Source organism: Bacillus cereus group sp. BfR-BA-01380 (assembly GCF_022663535.1).
GTDB lineage: Bacteria > Bacillota > Bacilli > Bacillales > Bacillaceae_G > Bacillus_A > Bacillus_A cereus_BB.
Map to the genome: position 1 here is coordinate 1 of NZ_JAKUFS010000046.1, position 18,670 is coordinate 18,670.

The window sequence follows — 18,670 nt, forward strand, 5'->3', positions numbered from 1 at the left end:
TTTTCTTAAGAAGTTAGGTGGGAGATAAACTGCCCGTAAAAGCCCGATTGGTGAGGGCTGATAATCAGTGGGGGATGAAGAAAACCCCCACTGATTAAAGTTTCACTTTATGGTTTGATCCGTTTCCACATGAAAGCCCCAACAGCAAATAAGAGTAAACTGATTTGCGGCACAGCACTTTGCCAAGATGGATAAAATCCTAAGAAATCAATACTCGGCAAGTTAGGAGCTGTTGTAGACGGTAAAGAACCTGCCAGCTGAAGGCTATGAATGCCGAGTCCTGTAAATTTGAAACATAAATAGAAAACAATTAAACTTGATACTAAGAAAAATGGCCGCATCGGTAACTTAACACCGATAACAAGCATGAAATAAGCAATAACGGCCAAGATACCGAGACCAATCAAAATACCAATTAGTAACTGTTGAAAACTAATCTGATTCACCATACCAATAATAAAAAGCACAGTCTCTGTTCCCTCGCGAAAAACTGCTAGGAATGATAACACACCGAGAGAAACCATACGTCCCGTATTTAACGCCAACTGACTTTTGTTATGAATATACTGATTCCACTCTGCAATATTCGATTTACTATGCAACCAGTAACTCATATAAAGAAGCATGACTGCTGCCACAATCGCAGTCCATCCTGAGATTAGGAAATTATTCTGACCGAAAGCACCCGATGTAAAAACAAATTTAACAACGACTGCTAACACAGCGCTCAAAATGAAACCGACTGAAACACCGCTCCAAATCCAAACTTTTCCCTGTCCCCCATTTGATTTTTTCACAAAGGTTAAGAGAGCACCTACAACGAGCAATGCTTCTAACCCCTCACGAATTGGTATCATTGCAGCATCCCAAATTGTATAGCTAGTTTTAGTCGCAAGCGGCGCCAAGTATGCAATCATCTTATCAAGTAACTGAGCAGCTTCCTTATAATTACCTTCAGAAATCATTGCATTCACTGTAACCATATCTCGTTCTGTATCGTTATATACTGTAGCCGATCGTGCCACAACAGTTCCTTCAATGCTGAGCCATGACTCTCGAACTTTTGTAATATTGGCTAGAGACGACTGTTGATCGCTATTTTGTACTTTTTCTTTTGTCTCTTGCAACATCACAATAAAATCAGAAAGTGTAATGTTTTGCTTATGAAATCCATCGCCTTTCGCATATTGACCATGAATGAATTTTTCGTTGACACTTTGAAGGCCTTGCAGTGCCTTAACAACATCTTGTTGCTTGTTCTGTATAAAAGCATATTGTACTTGCCCCATATTTGACTCAATATCGCTATATGCCTGACCCGAATCGGCCTTCACAGAACTCTCAATTTCAAGCCAAGTATCATTAAATTTCTGATATACTGTCTGTGCTTCTACTAGATTGCCTTGCTGTGCAATTGTTAATGCTTGATTAACGTATTGCTCTGCCTTACTCATGTTCTCTGTTCCCTGACTTGCAGCCAAACTAGTAAGCGGTTTCGCCAAAGTTAATAACAAGAGAAAGATGAAGAAAGTAGAATAGCTAATTCGCCTAAACATATCATCAACTCCATAATCATTTCCATTAATTAACTGATAATAATTATCATTATTATCGCAACTGATTGTTATTATCAGTTACAACTGCTATTCTGTCAATGGTATAATATTACTGTTTCTTCTAAAGATATACATGATTTGATTTAACAGCATTTCACATAAAGTGAAACTTCCATCAGTGGAGGTTTTCTTCATTCCCCACTGATGGTTAGCCCGCCCAATCGGGCTTTTACGGACAGTTTATCTCCCACCTAACTTCTTTGCTTTCGCCGAATTTTGAGGTGGGAGTATTACTGCCCGTTAATGCGGGATAAAATAAACCTTTAGAATAAGATTATGAATTCATATAAATTTATGAACTGAATGATTACGGTTATTCAAAAAATCTAATATTAGAATATTTATCCAAACGAAAATAAAGAGATAAGGTTTCATTATGATTTGAAATCCTTATCCCTCTTTTCCAAACATTATCCGTTTGTTAAATAATAATAAAATGCCTCTGCATCGGTTTGTATCCAAGGTACAAAGTGAAGTTCCGGCACCCTGTCTGGTTGTTGCTTTTCAATTTCCTCGGTCAGCTTCTCTATACTCTTATCCTCTGTAGTTATCCCCATTTCTTTTGCTGCTTGTAAAACTTTTTGTTCATTAATTTCTTGCAACACTTGATAAATGTCTTTTCCATACAGATCGATATGAAGCTTTTTCGCTTCTGTTTGAATTTTCATTTCATATATTTCTTTCGCTAACGCTTCCATACTTTTTCCCTTTTCTGAAATACCGAGTTGCTTCGCTTCATTTTTTACTTTTGTACCATAAAGCTCTTCAGCTATTGTAGCTGTCTCTTTTCCGTCTGTAGAAACCCCTAATTTCTCTGCTTCATTTTTTATTTTTATCCTATTAATTTCCGCTATTAAATCTACAATTCCCTTCCCATCTACTGGGATCCCGAGCTTTTCTGCTTCTTTTTTGATCTTCGCTTCGTATACTTCCTCAGAAAGTGTTCCAACTTCTTTACCTTCTGTGGAGATTCCAAGCTGGTTCGCCTCTTTTTCTACTTCCGTTTCATGAATTTCCTTCTCAAGGGTAAGCAGTTCTTTTCCGTCTGTCTTAATCCCTAAATCTTGCGCTTTACCTTCTGTATATGCAGTATGCAAAGTTCCATCATTCATTTGTGTATGACTAACTTGAGATAATTGTACCCCTTTGTTTGTACAAGCAAAAGCTCCTCCCATTACACTAAGACTTACTACTCCAACAACCAGTAGACCAAACGTCTTTTTTCTAACCACCTTTCACTTCCTCCCTTCATCTAACTATTTCTTATACCATTAGTCTTTTTGACGCTTTGCTCTCCATTTTGCGCGTAACATTACAAAAGATATACACAATCCAGTCCCTGTTAAAATAAGCATAGCAATCGAACCAATTAAACCAATTATTCCTGTATGTAATTCCCTAACTACTCTTGATAGAGAATTAGCTCCTCCGTTATTTCTTTCTTGAAAAAACTGTCTATTTTGTGCTCCACTTCTCTGATTAAAATCAGAATTCCCCTGTTGGATTTCTTGTCCATTTCTAACAAAACCACGTTCTCTGAAATTAGCAGTTCCTTCCACTCTTTCACCATGGCCTTTTTCACTAAAGTACATATATATTCCCGTTGCAGATTCAATAAAAATAAACAACGAAGAAATTAGTCCAATCCAAAAATGAAATGTTCTCATTTTTTTCATTTTCCTTCCCTCCTCGTTAAATTTGTATTTATTATGAAAAAGATTTCTTAACTTTCCCTTAAAAAAAAGACGACCTTGTAGAAAACTAACGGGTTCGGTTTAGGAGTATTTCTGTTTAGCATATATGGCAAAGGAAGGAAAGCAAGTAGCCATTCGTACTCCTGCACAGCGGTTAGCTATCGTTAAAAAGTTTTTTGACATAAAGGAGATAATTTATTTTCGATCAATCATCCTGCTATAAAGAGGATGATTTTTTATAAAACAATTGGTAATTTATGTTATACTATTATAAAAATTTTGGAGGGGAAAATGATGAAGGGAACTAAAAAGGAGATACAAACAAACGACAAAGCGATTCGTTATACACATATAGAAATGGGTTCCAAAACGATTTGCTTTATGTTTTCCGGTTCAGGTTACAATTACGATAAACCCTTGTTTTATTATTCGAAGATGGTAATGCTCCAAAACAAAATCGATATTGTCCAGATCCATTACTCCTATGATGAGCAAACAATGAAAAAAACGATTGAAGAACTAACCAAAATAATGATGGATGATATTAATCCCGTGATGGTGGATGTTTTAAAAAATGGGCAATACAACGATACGATTTTTTTAGGAAAATCACTCGGAACCATTCCAATTGCAAATGAGCTAATGAAGAGAGATGAATTTTTAAAGTCAAAAATGATTTTACTTACCCCGCTGTTGAGGTCCGATTCGATATTTGACTCTATTTTTAATAGTCAACATCAAGGGCTGTTAGTTATCGGGGATAAAGACCATCATTACAATTCAACTCAAATTGACCGATTAAGTAACTCGAATTTAAAGATTGCTGTTGTCCAAGATGCAAACCATTCCTTAGATATTGAAGGATTTGAATCAACAAATTCCATTTTAGCTTTATCAAGGGTAATGGAAAAACTCCAAGAAACCGTTAGGACAAATGAGTGCTAAACTGATAGTATCCAAAAGTTCACCAATTTGGGTGCTAATTTAATTGCTAAAATAAATGAAAAAGAGGTGCTAATTGCACCTCTTTTTAAATGGTTATTTTTAATTTTGCACTTCAAATCCAAACCCGTTAATATAAAGTGAAACTTCCATCAGTGGGGGTTTTCTTCATCCCCCACTGATTATCAGCCCTCACCAATCGGGCTTTTACGGGCAGTTTATCTCCCACCTAACTTCTTAAGAAAGGCGGAAGTGGCTCGCCCAGAATGTGAGGGGGATGGAGCTTCTGACGTAGAGGTGTTTTTTACCTCGTAGGAAGAAGCGAAGCCACTGAACATTCTAGCCACTGGAACTGGACAATGCTTTCGCCGAATTTTGAGGTGGAAGTATTACTGCCCACAAATAGCGGGATAAAACAAGATCGTCTTTTGAATCATCTATTTTCTTTCAGATAACTATTTCGTACTTTTTGATTCTTTGGAAACATAATTTCAAAACAAGTACCTTCTCCAATTTTACTATGTACTTTTATTTTTCCGTAATGCTTCTCAACAATCCAATTTGCAATAGCAAGACCTAATCCAGCTCCGCTTGAATCAGTCCTTGCTTTGTCACTTTGATAAAAACGGTCAAAAATTTTCGGGATCTCTTCTTCAGCAATACCGATACCATCATCTTTTACTTGAATCGCAATTCCATTTGCTGTTTCAAAGCAAGATACTTTAATATTCCCACCTGCGCTTGTATACTTCATCGCATTATCTAATAAAATAACAATTAGTTGATGAATACGCTCCTTATCTCCAATAAACGAAATAGAAGAATTCACCTCTGCTGTCATTGTTTTATCTTGATATGAAGCAATTTCTGAATAAGGCGCTACAATTTCATTTAGTAACTGATCTAATGCAAAAGTTTGTTTATCCATTTCAATTTGATCTGAATCGGAACGTGCTAATATTAATAAATTCGCTACTAACTTCGATAAACGACGACATTCCTTTGATATAGTAGAAATATCCATTACCTTATCTTCTATCGTTGCAGCAGGCGATTGAAATAATACATCTGTTTTCGATTGAATTACCGCTAAAGGGGTCCGCAATTCATGCGAAGCGTCAGACACAAACTGTTGCTGTTTGTGCCATGCATTTGTAATTGGCACAAGCGCTCTTCCCGCTAAGAAGAAGCCAATGCCAATCGCACATATACTTCCTATGCTACATCCAATTACAAGAATAAGCAGAAGCGTATCTAACATTTGCTTTTCAGGATTAATGTTTTGTAATACTTGAAACGTTACTTTTCCAAAGTCCGTATCTCCTTGAACTGCAATCGTCCGGAAGCTTATACCTTCCACTTCTATATCTTGAAGTTTACCGAATGTTTTCGGTAATAATTGAGATTGATTTTTCACGAAAAAAGCCGAATCTAAAATTCTAGGTTCCATCCCCTCTAATTGATTATTTGCATCCCACTTTAATACGATAAAACGTGAATCTCCAAGATGCGGATCCCTTGGGAATCCAAATTGTTTTAGATTATGCTTATTATCTGTTGCCTGCCTCTCAATAAACCTTTTTATCGAATCATCTACGCCTCGATATAAACGTGCATGTGTATAGGAATAAATGATGCTTCCCAATATCCCAATCAATATAATAAAAACCAATGAATTCAAAATCGTAAGTTGAATGCGCGTCTTTTGAAACATACTCTGTTGTCTCATTGTTCTTTTAAAATATATCCAATCCCGCGTACCGTTTGAATATCTTTATGATAACCAAATAGTTCGAGTTTCTTTCGCAGATGATGAACGTATACCTCTACAATAGCTATCGTTGTATCAGAATCAAATCCCCAAATTCGGTCAAAAATTTGTTCGCGCATTAAAATCTTCCCGCTATTTTGAATCAAATATTCTAGTAATTCATATTGTTTTAATGTTAATTTGACAAGTGCTCCATCCACTTGGATATCTTGCTCTTTTCCAAATAACTCGATTCCACGATATTGAATTGTTTGATTCGTTGTTAATTTCCCGCTCCTTCTTAATAAAGCGCGTATTCTTGCTTGAAGTTCTGGTGCTTGAAACGGTTTCACTAAATAATCATCTCCGCCAAAATCCAATCCTTTTACCCGATCCTCTAAAGAATCTTTTGCGGTGAGAAATAAAACAGGCGTTTGAATCTTTTTACTACGAATGCATTGAATCACTTCAAATCCATCCATCTCTGGGAGCATTACATCAAGCAAAATAGCATCATAAATATTTTGCAGCGCCAGAAATAAACCATCCTCACCACTCATAGCTGTATCTACCTCAAATTCATCCCGTAAAATTTGTGTAATTGACTCCAAAAGCGGAGCATGATCTTCCACAACTAATAAACGCATAGCAATTCCTCACCTCTTGTTTTTAACTTGTTATTTATTCTTGTTATACTAGCAAAAGAAAGCGGCCGCAATATGCGATCGCTTTAATTCCTTACTACTCATAGCGTGCCCTATTCATATCGAAGTGCTTGAATCGGATGCAGCTTCGATGCTTTATTTGCTGGAAATACTCCGAATCCAACTCCTACTAATAAGGAGAATAAAAACGCTAGCAATGTAACAGGAAGAGAATAAGCAATCGTCATACCTGTTGCCATTGAAAGGATCTTTGCCACTAAAAGCCCTATCCCCATTCCAATTAGCCCTCCGAATGAACTTAGCACGACTGCTTCAATTAGAAATTGCTGTAAAACATCTCTTCTTTTCGCTCCAATTGCCTTACGAATACCAATTTCTTTCGTTCTTTCCGAAACAGATACAAGCATAATATTCATAATTCCGATTCCGCCAACTAATAAGGAAATGCAAGCAATTCCGCCAAGCATCATCGTCATTGTTCCTGTTACAGAGCTCATCGTATCTACTAAATCTTTTTGATTAAATACGCTGTAATTATCTTGCTTATTCGGGAACATCACAGCCAATTTATTTTGAACTTGTGCCATAACAGTATTTAGTTGTTCCTCACTTTTCACTTGCACATACAACGTTTGTATATTTGTATTCTTTACAATTCGCTGTGCTGTACTCAGCGGCATAATAATAACATCATCACCGCTTTGTCCCATCGAACCGCCTTTTGAAGCAAGTACACCTACTATTTTAAAAGATCCACCATTTACTTGTACATCTTTTCCAATTGGATTTTCAACTCCAAATAGATTCTGTGCTGTATTCGCGCCAAGTACAATGACTTTTTGTCTATATTCTACATCCATATCTGATAAAAAACGACCTTCGTTTACTTTCATATCACGAACTTGTTGATAAGAGCTATTTGTTCCAGTAAGCGATACTTGTGTTGAAACTGTGCCATTTTTCACAGTAACTCGTCCCGAGACGACAGGAGACATTTCTTTTATCTCATCAATCTTTTGAAGCTTTGCAACATCTTCTTCAGTAAATTTCATCGTGTCAGATCCCATCATATTTACCGTTAACAAATTCGTACCTAAACTATTAATTTGATTTGCTACAGCCTGACTTGAACCTTGACCAATCGAGACAAGTACAATAACAGACGCAACGCCAATAATAATGCCCAGCATCGTTAAAAACGCGCGCAGTTTGTTTCCTTTGATACTACGCATTGCCATTTTAACGGATTGTATTAGCCCCAATGTACTCACCTCTACTTTCAAACAATTGCCCATCTTGTATACGTACAATTCGATTGGCTTGTTTTGCTACTTCTAAATCGTGCGTAATTAAAATAATTGTATGTCCCTGCATATGCAGCTCTTTCATGACCTCGATAATTTCTTCACTTGTTTTACTATCTAATGCCCCTGTCGGTTCATCAGCTAATAAGATTGGCGGATTTCCAGCTAAAGCGCGTGCAATGGCAACGCGCTGCTGCTGTCCGCCTGACAATTGACTCGGTAAATGATGAGCCCTCTCTTGTAAACCAACTTTCTGCAAACAACCATACGCGACATTCATTCTTTCTTTTGTACTTCTTCCCCGATATAAAAGCGGAAGTTCAACATTTTCCAGTGCAGTTAGTTTTGTAAGTAAATTAAAGTTCTGAAAGATAAAACCGATCTTTTCATTTCGAATTGTGGCTAGTTGATTATCATTCATTCTATCTACTGCATCTCCATCCAATAGATACTGTCCATCATCTGGGCGATCTAGGCAACCAATCATGTTCATAAACGTCGATTTTCCTGATCCAGAAGGACCGATAATGGAGAGAAAATCGCCTTCATAGATTGTAAGAGAAACATTGTCGAGCGCACGTACAACTTCGCCGCCCATCTCATATGATTTGGTCATATTCTGAATCTCAATAATCGGTTTCATTCTCACCCTCTCCCTCCAGCTCTATTTCTATTCATACCTCCGCCGCCAAATCCGCCTCCCATGCCTCCACCTGGTGACATCATAAAGCCTCTTTGCTTATTATTGCTGTTATTCGCTCCATTTCCTTGCACAGCTATAGGCAATTGCACATGTTCTCCTTCTTGCAATCCTTCTGTAATTTCTACAGAATCTTCATTATGGATACCTGTTTTAACAACTTTTCGCTGCATATTTGTCTTTCCATTAGAAGAAGCTGCTGAAGATTGAACAAGAACGAATTTTTGATCTCCTCTTGTATGAACTGCTTCTACTGGAACATATAGAACATTGTCTTTACTATCAGTCAAAATGCTAGCTTCTGTTGTCATTCCAATTTTCAAATCTTTTGGGTCATCAATATGAATCGTTACATTAAAGGAGGATACACCATTAGAAACCGTTCCTTCCTTCGCTACATCTGTTACCTTTCCTGTATAGGATGTATCTGGAAATGAATTTACTTTTAATGTTACACTTTGTCCAACTTGTACTTTTGGAATATCTAATTCATCGACTTGAATCACTGTTTGTAAATCACTGTAGTTTGTAATATGAGCAACAGCTTTTCCAGCTGCCGCATGGTCCCCAGCTTGTACTGATATAGATGTAATCGTTCCATCAGCTGGTGCTACAATTGAATCACTTCCATCTGTAAATGTAATTAACTCCTGACCTTTTTTCACTACCTCATTTGCTGAAACTAATACTGACTCAACTACTTTATTTGAATCTGCTGTAATATCTTCATTTGTTACAGACTGAGTAGAACCAGAACCTTTTACTTTCACATCTAGTTTTCCTTTTTGGACTGCAACACTTACTGCTTGATTCGTTACCGGCTGCGATTTATCTCTAAATACATACCAAGCACCTGCACCGAATACAATGATAAGAATCCCTAAAATACTAATCCACTTTTTCAAAATTGATTCTCCTTTCCTACCCTTCATTGTTCCTTAAGTAGTAGGACTTATTATCGAATCTATTCCTTAAAATTTCCTTAACAAAAAATAAAAGTAACTACTCAGTCATTCTATGAAAAAAAGGCAGAAAAGCATTTTTTTAAATGGCCTGGGAGGGACTGGCTATGTTTAGGAGCGGTCAGGGCCTTTTTCTGCCACGTACAACGTTTTAAAACAAAGAAAGGCAGCAATTATAAGTAATAGGGAGCGTATTTCCACTGAAATCATACCTCTTATCAAACTTCTAAATGTATGGCTGAGTAGTTACAAATTAAAAAAGATAAGGGATCATCATCGTTTTGATCCCTTATCTCTTCTTCCCCCCTGCATCATCTCGTTTATATAGGAGAATCTTTCTTATTTCACAGAATATACTTTTTGACTTGGCAATTCTAAACAGTTCAGTTGGCCGCCGTATATAGCGCCTCCATCAATACCAATGATGCGATTTTCACCAAAATACACACCAAAATTCTCGTTATCCCCGTGAAGAAGTTTCGTTTCTGTATGCCCGAATACAACAATTTTCTCACCGTTGTATCCATTATGAAACTCATTTCTAATCCACATCAATGTATGCGCATCTGTTTCAGAAACAGGCGTCATTGGTTGTACACCTGCATGAACAAAAATATAATCATCTGTTTCAATATAGTGGTCTAATTCTTTTATGAATTCTATATGTTGGTCTAACACTTCAGAATATAACTGTGGTTTTATAAATTCCTCTTCACTTACAGCAATCTCACTTTCTGAAAAGCCGTAACTATGTAACGTTTGATTTCCCCCATTTCTCTTTACCCAATGATTCCAAAACTTTTCTTCCTCTGTCGTTAAAGCTTTTAGCATCATATCCTCATGATTCCCTTTTAAAACTAGCGCCCCAGCTTCTTTTAATTGCATCACTTTTTCAATTACTTCTTTTGCATTCAGACCACGATCTACATAATCTCCTAGCAAAATGAGTTGATCCTCTTTTGGATTGTACTCTACTTTTTCCAATAACTTTTCGAACCTCTCTAATTCACCATGAATATCACTGATTACAAGTGTCCTTCTCATATCTATTTCCTTCTTTCTAATTCTAAAAGTTAATTCATATTATAGAGAGACTCTATTAATATCGCAATTTTCTAACTAGAAAGACATTACAAAAGACTAGCATCTATTTAGACGCTAGTCTTTCTTTGACCTTTCGCAACCTAACTTTTTAAAGGCTTTCTCCTTTATGCTACCTCTATATCTGCTGCAAATCCTGTTTGCTCATGAAATTGTAAATCAATACGCAAACTTTCTGGAATAAAGTTGTGATATTCTCTTAGATAAAATGCAAGTGCATCGATTAACTCCTGCTCTCCAAGCTCTACAGTTCGGTACGGCAAACGAGCACTGGCGCCAAATCCTCTATTCGGGTGAAACTGCAAATCAACATCAATTTGCTCCGGACGATACGCGTGGATAGAGGCTGCATGTACACAAACCGCATCAACTACATCCTGTTCAGTAAAAGAAATCTTCATCGTTCTCTCTCCTTCTTAACGTCTTGCGAAAATACGTCGCAAAGCCCAAATAATTCCTAAAATGATGACAATATCTATTAACAAACCACTAGAAAAAAAGCTTCCGCCTACTCCACCAACTCCATGATTTCCAAATGGATGTAGCATACTACCTAGTAAAGCTCCTGCCCCAAATGATGCTGCATGGCCCCAAAAGCTAGATTTCTTAGGAGCTGGCTGTGGCTGTGATGTATGATGATCTACAGCAGCTTGTTTCTTCGATTGCACATTTGATGACGAAGATTTATAGCCAGAATGATATGTTCCATCCGAAGAACGATAGCTGCCAGAAGTCGACCCTTTCGTACTGAATCCTCCGCTACTAGTATGGGATGAAACCGACGATTTACCGCCACTAAATCCTTTTGCCTGCGCAAATGTTGGCAAGGAGAACAAAGTGAAAGCTAACAATAGTGTAAAAATTCTCTTACTCATATTCATCTGAACTCCTCTTTTTATAAAATGAAACTTCCATCAGTAGGGGTTTTCTTCATCCCCCACCTATCTTCTTTGATTTCTTAAAACCTTACTGATTAATATATATATCCACTAAATTTTTCATAGTAATATACTGAACCTTCTTAGGAAAATCCTTTCTTCTCGTACACAATGAGAGGATATATCCCTTTTGGAAGGGAATATGGTCTATAAACCACCCTTCATTCCACTGCTCATCATCGTACACTCTTCCTTCAAGAAGAGACACTGTGAAAGATGCAAAGTTTTTAGATACGCCTGTCCCAATTGCCTTTAGATAACTTTCCTTTCCAGTCCAAATATTATAAAAGGTCTCTAATTGTTTGTCTTCCGGTACTTCTTTCCACCACTTTTGTTCTTGTGACGAAAACAAATACTGCATTGCTTGAACGTCCACTGGCCGCACACATTCTATATCTATTCCAACAAGCTGCGTATCAACTGCACATACAACCCACTCGTCTACATGAGATAAACTAAATTGAAAGGAAGGCAAATTATGAATATAGGGCTTTCCATATAAAGTACGTCCCCACTCGATCATATTTTTCATGCCGTATTTTTTATATACAATGTGATGCACTAGTACATCACATACGATTTCTCTCATGATATCTTCGTACGTTTTTCGAAGCGAGATTCTTGCACGTCTTTCGTCACTTATATAGGGAAGAAGACGTTCCCAATTGACGAACGTCTCTTTCTCCATATGCACTGCATATATTTCTAGCATATGAAATCACCCGACTTCCTTACTTTGCATCTGCGTGGCATAACGATAGTGAGCAGGTGCTCCTTCCCAATGCGTACGAGCAGGTAAGGTTTCTCCTTTCATGATAAGCGAAAGATTTCCAAGCGATGATCCCGGATTCATAACCGTGTCATATAAAACAACTGAACCATTTCCAATTGAACAGCCATTACCAATAACAAGATTTGACATTTTCATAACACGATCCTCAAATAAATGCGTCTGCAGCGTACTGTTCAAGTTAATGGCAGCACCATCTCCAATGTGCACTAAATCAAATTCTGATATGTGTGTAGAGTCCAAGAATACTCTTTCTCCCATCTTCACACCATACCAGCTGAGAATATACCGAGCAAACGGTGTCCCTAAAAATAAATTTAACAAGTAAGGGACAGTAACATTTTCATATAAAGCTGTCACTAATTCACTACGCCATACAAATGTGCTCCATAGCGGCTTTGCTGTCTGCTCGTAACGACCAATGAGAAGTCTTTTAATAAGAACAACTGCTCCCGATGCTAGTAAACCTGCTCCTATAGTCAACAATGGGAACAATGCAATGATCTCGAGACCAGAAAAATAGCGAGTTTCCTCCCAGAGGCTAAACACTAAAAAGCCACTAATCCAAATTGCAAAAGCACCAGGAAGCGTAACACGACAAAATTCAATCATAAGTCGTTTTATATAAAGATTTCTTGTTGGATGATATGTTTCCTCTTCCGAAAAAGTAGTATTAATGTCTCGGTTTGGTAAAAACATAGATGGTGACCCTAACCATGATGTATCATCAAAAATCTCTTTTTCTTCTGGAGGAACAGACATGACTCCAATTAAACAACCATTTCCGATTGTTTTTCCTCCATCAATATGAGCGCTATTCCCAATAAATGTACGGCTTCCAATCCTTGTTTTCGCAATATAAATTTGATTGTGAAATACTTTTGGCGTACCAATAGAAACAGCATCAGCAATAAAGCTTCCTTCACCCGCGATTAATAAATCTGGGGCAATATTTGTAACTGTAGAAACTTCAACCATTTTTCCCATTTTTGCACCGAGTAGACGTAAAAATGGCGCTGCATAAATTGTCGCATACAGTGAATTATTGAATACTAAACTCATCATGAGTAGCTTATCTACAAACCATTTTCGTACATAAAATCCGCTATAGAGCGAATATTGTCCTTCTTTCACTCGACCTAGTATCATCCGTTTTAGCAATATAATGACAGAACATAGCGTAATGACAGAAATGAGCGAGAATATAGGTGCTAAAAGTATTTCCCAAGCTCCCATATATGGAAATAAACCTCGTATTAGAAAAATAGCTGGTAAAAAACTCATACTTGGAACGAACATAAGCATAATGATTCCAAGTATATACAATATGCCAAGTCCAAAACGATGCAATCTGTTGTGAGTTGCTGTAAAAGCTGCCATCGCCTCTACATGATCATCTTTTACATTTGTTTGTCTTGCAGGAGAGCCGCCCCAACGCTCATGAGATGGTATGACCATATGAGAAGAAAGCATCGATTGCTCTCCTAATTGCGAGTGATCTTGGACAGTTGTATTAGGCGAAATAACAGCATTTGATCCGATATAACAGTTGTTTCCCACTGAAATTTTCCCGATTTTTAGTGTGTTCCCTTCAACTGTGTAACCAAGTAGCTGTGCGTCTAATCCAATACTGCTTTCATTTCCAATTTCAATTAAGTCAAACGAATATAAGTGCTGCGTGCCAATATAACAATCTTTTCCGATTTTTGCTCCCATCAGACGATAATACCAATTTAAAAACGGTGTTCCTGTTAAGAAGCTAACCGGTGCAAGTGCTTGAATGCGGCGCACAAGCCACCAACGAAAATAATAACTTCCCCAAAGTGGATACTCACCCTCTTTAAAACGACCAATTAAGAGCCACTTTGTCGCAATCGAAATCATCATCATGGCCGGACAATAAATAGCAAACATAGAAACTACAGCTAAGAAAATTTGCTCATCTCCCCATGGACTATTAGATAAATGTAAATATACAAGTACAAATGGCAAAGATGCTAGCAGTGTAAGAGAATATATACTTATGCCCTGCATAAATCCATTTTTCTTATATGCACCGTCTGATACAGGCGGTAATTCTTTACGAACTGGTTGCTTTATTTCAGGTCTAGATTGTGATTGTACAAAATCAGCAAGCTGCTCAATTGTTGGATGTGCATACACATCTGAAACAGCCATACCTGTCATCGTACGATGTTCCCGAAGGCTTGATACAACAAGTGCAGCAAATAAGGAATGCCCGCCTAAATCATCAAAGAAATGTTCTGTAACAGAAATATTCTCTTGCTGGAAAACTTCTTGCCATGCCTTGGCGATGATTTCTTCCGTTTCGTTTTTAGGTGCTACATATTCTTTTTGGAAACGGTGCTGCCCTGTTGGTGCCGGTAAACTCTTACGATTAACCTTTCCGCTTATAAGAGTTGGAAGCTCATCAAGCACCTCAATGTAAGAAGGTACCATATATGCCGGGAGACGTTCTTTAAGACGATTGTGTATAACCGATATATGTGGCGTTTTTCCTTCATCCAATACAAGATAAGCAACTAATACTTGTAATCCAGGCGCTTGTTCATATACATTCACAACAGCATTACGTACATCAGGAACAGCCATGATAACCGCTTCGATTTCACTAAGCTCAACGCGATATCCACGAATTTTCACCTGACTGTCAATTCTTCCTAAAAATTCAATATCTCCTTGCTCATTAAAACGAACTAAGTCTCCTGTCCGATATAAACGCGTTGAATCAAAAGGCGTTTTACAAAATGGATTATCAACGAACTTTTCTTTTGTTAAATCTTCTCGGTTCACATAACCACGAGCTAATCCAGCACCTCCAATATATAATTCACCGGATTCTCCAATGGGAACGGACCTCATCTGTTCATCTAAAATATAAACAGTATAGTTCGGAAGAGGTTTTCCAATTGTCACTGGTTTGTTCGGATCACATTCTGCATAAGTAGCAATTACTGTTGCCTCTGTTGGACCGTACGTATTCATCATGCGCCTTCCGAGGCGACACCAGCGCTGCACAATATGACTTGGGCACTCTTCTCCTCCAACAATTAACAAACGTAGTGTTGGAATGTCCTCTTCCCACATCGTAAGCAATGTCGGTACACAAGAAAGAACTGTTACACCAAGCTCTGTTAACCTCTTCGGTAACTCAATTCCACTTTGCTGTAACTTACGTGTACCAACTACAAGCGCTGCACCGTTTGAAAATGCCATCCAAATTTCCTCGACAGATGCATCAAATGCAGTCGTAAATCCTTGATACACTCGGTCTTCTGGCACAACTTGATAAAACGTTTGCGAAGCCCTCACAACATGCGATGCAGTATGATGCTCGATTAACACACCTTTTGGACGCCCTGTCGTACCTGAAGTATAAATAATGTAGGACAAATCATCACACTGTACTTGCACTTCTTCTTTACATAAGCGTTCACCATCTTGATCTGCAATCAACATAGCTTCTTGATCCAATCGTACAGCTAAGCATTCTACATGATACCGAACAGCAATTTCCGCAGTCATAATCACCGCAGCAATACCGCAATCTTGTACAATATATTGCACCCGATCTTCTGGATAACTCGGATCTAGCGGTACATACGCAGCTCCCGCTTTCATAATCCCCAGCATCACAATATAAGTTTCTATAGAGCGATCTAGAAGAATCGCTACGCGGCTACCGCGTTTAATTCCCTTCAGCCGTAAATATCTTGCCAATTTATTCGACTCTACTTCTAGCTCTCTATACGTTATCGTTCTATCGTCACAAATAACAGCCATCCTATTTTCATAACGATCTACAGTTTCTTCAAATATATAATGTAAACATTCTTCTTTAAGAAGTTCTGGTTTTCTTTGACCGTAATTCCATTCAAAAGGAGGAAAATGCGTATGTGCAGATTCTTCAAGTACAGGCTTCATACAATTCAATCCTCTCCATAAAGTAACATGTAATGGATAACAAATTATTTTTCCAATGTATGCTCTATAACAGAAAATTAGAGCACGCAACTTTAGGCTGAAATATAGCACACACATATGTAAATCATGTGTCCAGAATGTGTTCAATAAAATATGTAATATACCAAAAAACAACAATTAAAATATATAAATCCATTTTAATTGTTCAACATGTACATCCTGCTATGCAGAACAAAACATGCTCGCTACTTGCTTTCTCCTTTTGTTTTAAAATTTGCATGTAGCAGGAAATCAGCTCCTTTTCGTGCCTTTAGAATGTTGAACATTGTCGAAGCGTCTTTATCTTGTGTCGAATCGCCGATATATCGAAAAAAGCGCTGATATATTGAAAAAATTGGTCGATATATTTGAAAAAGCGCCGATATATCAGTAAACACATAAGAAGGAGTTGATTCAAAAGATATCTACATCTCTTTTGAATCAACTCCTTTACTTCAGTAAGCATCTGCTTTTTCTTCATCCTTGTTCCTTATGGAAGATTATACTTTGCCAACCATTCCTTCATAACATTCAATAATTCCTCTTGAATCCCTTTATTTACAAGCCCTTTATATTCTTTCATTAGCCCTAGCATTGTATGATTTTTATCAACTTCTCGTAAAATATGATTCATGTTCGGAATGATATGCCACTCAGCTTCACCTGCTACATATCCCGCAATATCTCTTGCTTGTTCTGGGGGCACTTGTATATCCTTATCTCCAGTAATCGCCAAAACAGGGCATTTCACTCTCTCTAAATACTCTACGACATTGTATTGAAATTGTTCACGTATCCACTTTGCATTTACCTTTACTCCTTTGATTCGCATAACAGTTTTTGATGATTGTTGTACTTTTTCCATCTGTGCTTCATTTTGTTTCTGAATACGTTGTGGAAGTTTTAAAAAGCGGTATAGCCATCCTCGAAATCCAGATGCTGCTTCTAATTCTTTCACTGCCATTTTCATTTGTTTTGGAAGTAATGTTTTCGAAGGTTCAGCTGCTCCGCTAAGTAAAATTAAACTAGCAACCGATTCTCTTACATAAATAGCTGGTGCAAGTAAAGCTCCTTCACTATGACCTACAATGACGATTCGCTTCGGATCAATTTGCGGATGCTCCTTTAAAAAACGTACACAAGCAACGCCATCATCAATTAAATCTGTAACACCTGTTTCATAATAATCCCCTTCACTTTTATGCGTACCACGCTTATCATAACGAAAAGTCGCAAATCCTAACGAAGTGAAATAGTCCGCTAAGTCTTTATATAAACGTAGTGGTAACCCGCGAACATTCCCATCCCGATCCCCTTTTCCTGTTCCGCCAATAAGTAAAATAGCTGGGTAAGTCGCTGCATCATATGCTGGAATTGTTAGCGTTCCCTGAAGTGAAACTGTACTTTCAATTGTAACGAACAATTCTTTCCCCATATTGTTTACTCTCCCTTCCCATTTCTTTCAGGAATAATAATTGTTGAAATCGTTCTTCGCTTTCGCCCTGGAGATGGTTTACGCTCCATTGCTTTTAAAAATACTCCACTCATTTCCTGTGCAAACTCTTTAAACTCCTCATCACTCATATAAAAACTTGCTTGTCGATACCCCACTCCATCTTTTTCGAAATCAACATGATCTTGCTGCAAGTAATCTTTAAAACCTGCCATAATATGGGTAACAAACATCATAAAATATTGCATATGTTCTTCTTTCGTTACATCTTGCATATCCTTTTGTGAAACACTAGCCATACTGTAATTTAAGGCATATAACTTTTCAATCGTTCCTCGTATTTGCGTTTCCTGAGCAACTTGTAATATATGTGCTGTCGTCAGCTTTTCTAAATGACGATATAACGTCGCTTGCGGGATATACGGTAATTTTGTAGTAAGCTGCTTTGCTGTTAATTTCTCTCCCCCGATAAACTCTTGAATCAGTTGAAAACGGATTGGATGAAACAGTATATCCATCTTTTTTTCTTTCATATATCTACACCTACTCCTCTTTATTATAACTTATGATTATATTATCAAAAATGATAACAAAAATAATCTGTAGATGAAAAGGTTTTTGTCAGTTGTTTTAACAGTATGATCAGTATGTATGATTTTCTTTATCCCGCATTAACGGGCAGTAATACTCCCGCCTCAAAATTCAGCGGAAGCAAAGAAGTTAGGCGGGAGATAAACTGCCCGTAAAAGCCCGATTGGTGAGGGCTGATAA

16 protein-coding genes are annotated in these 18,670 nt (G+C 37.5%); 1 reads left to right on the forward strand and 15 read right to left on the reverse strand.

What is annotated here, in order from left to right:
- Positions 1-107: 107 nt before the first annotated feature.
- The 3 genes from MR076_RS24745 to MR076_RS24755 form a co-directional block, all read right to left on the reverse strand.
- Positions 108-1,556 (reverse strand): FTR1 family iron permease, encoded by a 1,449-nt coding sequence (locus MR076_RS24745; protein ID WP_242225148.1) that lies wholly within the window; start codon positions 1,554-1,556, stop codon positions 108-110.
- A 470-nt stretch (positions 1,557-2,026) separates the two neighbouring features.
- The gene (locus MR076_RS24750; protein WP_242225183.1) at positions 2,027-2,791 is read right to left on the reverse strand and encodes a transporter; all 765 of its coding nucleotides are present in this window, start codon (positions 2,789-2,791) and stop codon (positions 2,027-2,029) included.
- Positions 2,792-2,887: 96 nt separating this feature from the next.
- On the reverse strand, positions 2,888-3,292 hold the full coding sequence (locus tag MR076_RS24755; protein WP_242225150.1) for a PepSY domain-containing protein: 405 nt from the start codon (positions 3,290-3,292) through the stop codon (positions 2,888-2,890).
- A 312-nt stretch (positions 3,293-3,604) separates the two neighbouring features.
- Here MR076_RS24755 and MR076_RS24760 point away from each other — a divergent pair, with 312 nt between their 5' ends.
- Positions 3,605-4,255, forward strand: coding sequence for an alpha/beta hydrolase (locus MR076_RS24760; protein ID WP_242225185.1), 651 nt, complete (start codon positions 3,605-3,607; stop codon positions 4,253-4,255).
- A 430-nt stretch (positions 4,256-4,685) separates the two neighbouring features.
- Here MR076_RS24760 and MR076_RS24765 read toward each other — a convergent pair whose 3' ends face one another.
- The 12 genes from MR076_RS24765 to MR076_RS24820 form a co-directional block, all read right to left on the reverse strand.
- Complete coding sequence (locus MR076_RS24765) at positions 4,686-5,966, reverse strand: sensor histidine kinase (protein WP_313897367.1); 1,281 nt, start codon at positions 5,964-5,966, stop codon at positions 4,686-4,688.
- A gap of 11 nt (positions 5,967-5,977) precedes the next feature.
- Positions 5,978-6,649, reverse strand: a complete 672-nt coding sequence (locus tag MR076_RS24770; RefSeq protein WP_242225154.1) for a response regulator transcription factor — start codon at positions 6,647-6,649, stop codon at positions 5,978-5,980.
- 110 nt (positions 6,650-6,759) lie between these two features.
- Positions 6,760-7,929 carry an ABC transporter permease gene (locus tag MR076_RS24775; RefSeq protein ID WP_242225155.1) on the reverse strand — a complete coding sequence of 390 codons (1,170 nt, stop codon included), beginning with the start codon at positions 7,927-7,929 and terminating at the stop codon, positions 6,760-6,762.
- Positions 7,907-8,614 carry an ABC transporter ATP-binding protein gene (locus MR076_RS24780; RefSeq protein WP_277928610.1) on the reverse strand — a complete coding sequence of 236 codons (708 nt, stop codon included), beginning with the start codon at positions 8,612-8,614 and terminating at the stop codon, positions 7,907-7,909. Before MR076_RS24780 ends, MR076_RS24775 begins: the two co-directional genes overlap by 23 nt.
- A 2-nt stretch (positions 8,615-8,616) precedes the next feature.
- The gene (locus tag MR076_RS24785; RefSeq protein WP_242225157.1) at positions 8,617-9,576 is read right to left on the reverse strand and encodes an efflux RND transporter periplasmic adaptor subunit; all 960 of its coding nucleotides are present in this window, start codon (positions 9,574-9,576) and stop codon (positions 8,617-8,619) included.
- Positions 9,577-9,972: 396 nt separating this feature from the next.
- Positions 9,973-10,677, reverse strand: coding sequence for a metallophosphoesterase family protein (locus MR076_RS24790; RefSeq protein ID WP_242225160.1), 705 nt, complete (start codon positions 10,675-10,677; stop codon positions 9,973-9,975).
- A 164-nt stretch (positions 10,678-10,841) separates the two neighbouring features.
- Positions 10,842-11,135, reverse strand: coding sequence for a DUF2653 family protein (locus MR076_RS24795; protein WP_242225162.1), 294 nt, complete (start codon positions 11,133-11,135; stop codon positions 10,842-10,844).
- Between the two features lie 15 nt (positions 11,136-11,150).
- On the reverse strand, positions 11,151-11,609 hold the full coding sequence (locus tag MR076_RS24800; protein ID WP_242225164.1) for a hypothetical protein: 459 nt from the start codon (positions 11,607-11,609) through the stop codon (positions 11,151-11,153).
- A gap of 91 nt (positions 11,610-11,700) precedes the next feature.
- Entirely contained in the window at positions 11,701-12,384 is a 684-nt protein-coding gene (locus MR076_RS24805) for a 4'-phosphopantetheinyl transferase family protein (protein ID WP_242225166.1), read from the reverse strand.
- Positions 12,385-12,390: 6 nt separating this feature from the next.
- Positions 12,391-16,407: a Pls/PosA family non-ribosomal peptide synthetase gene (locus tag MR076_RS24810; protein ID WP_242225168.1), complete on the reverse strand. Its 4,017-nt coding sequence runs from the start codon at positions 16,405-16,407 to the stop codon at positions 12,391-12,393.
- Positions 16,408-16,936: 529 nt separating this feature from the next.
- On the reverse strand, positions 16,937-17,881 hold the full coding sequence (locus MR076_RS24815) for an alpha/beta hydrolase family protein (protein WP_242225170.1): 945 nt from the start codon (positions 17,879-17,881) through the stop codon (positions 16,937-16,939).
- Positions 17,882-17,886: 5 nt separating this feature from the next.
- Positions 17,887-18,432 (reverse strand): helix-turn-helix domain-containing protein, encoded by a 546-nt coding sequence (locus MR076_RS24820; RefSeq protein WP_242225172.1) that lies wholly within the window; start codon positions 18,430-18,432, stop codon positions 17,887-17,889.
- Positions 18,433-18,670 lie beyond the last annotated feature (238 nt).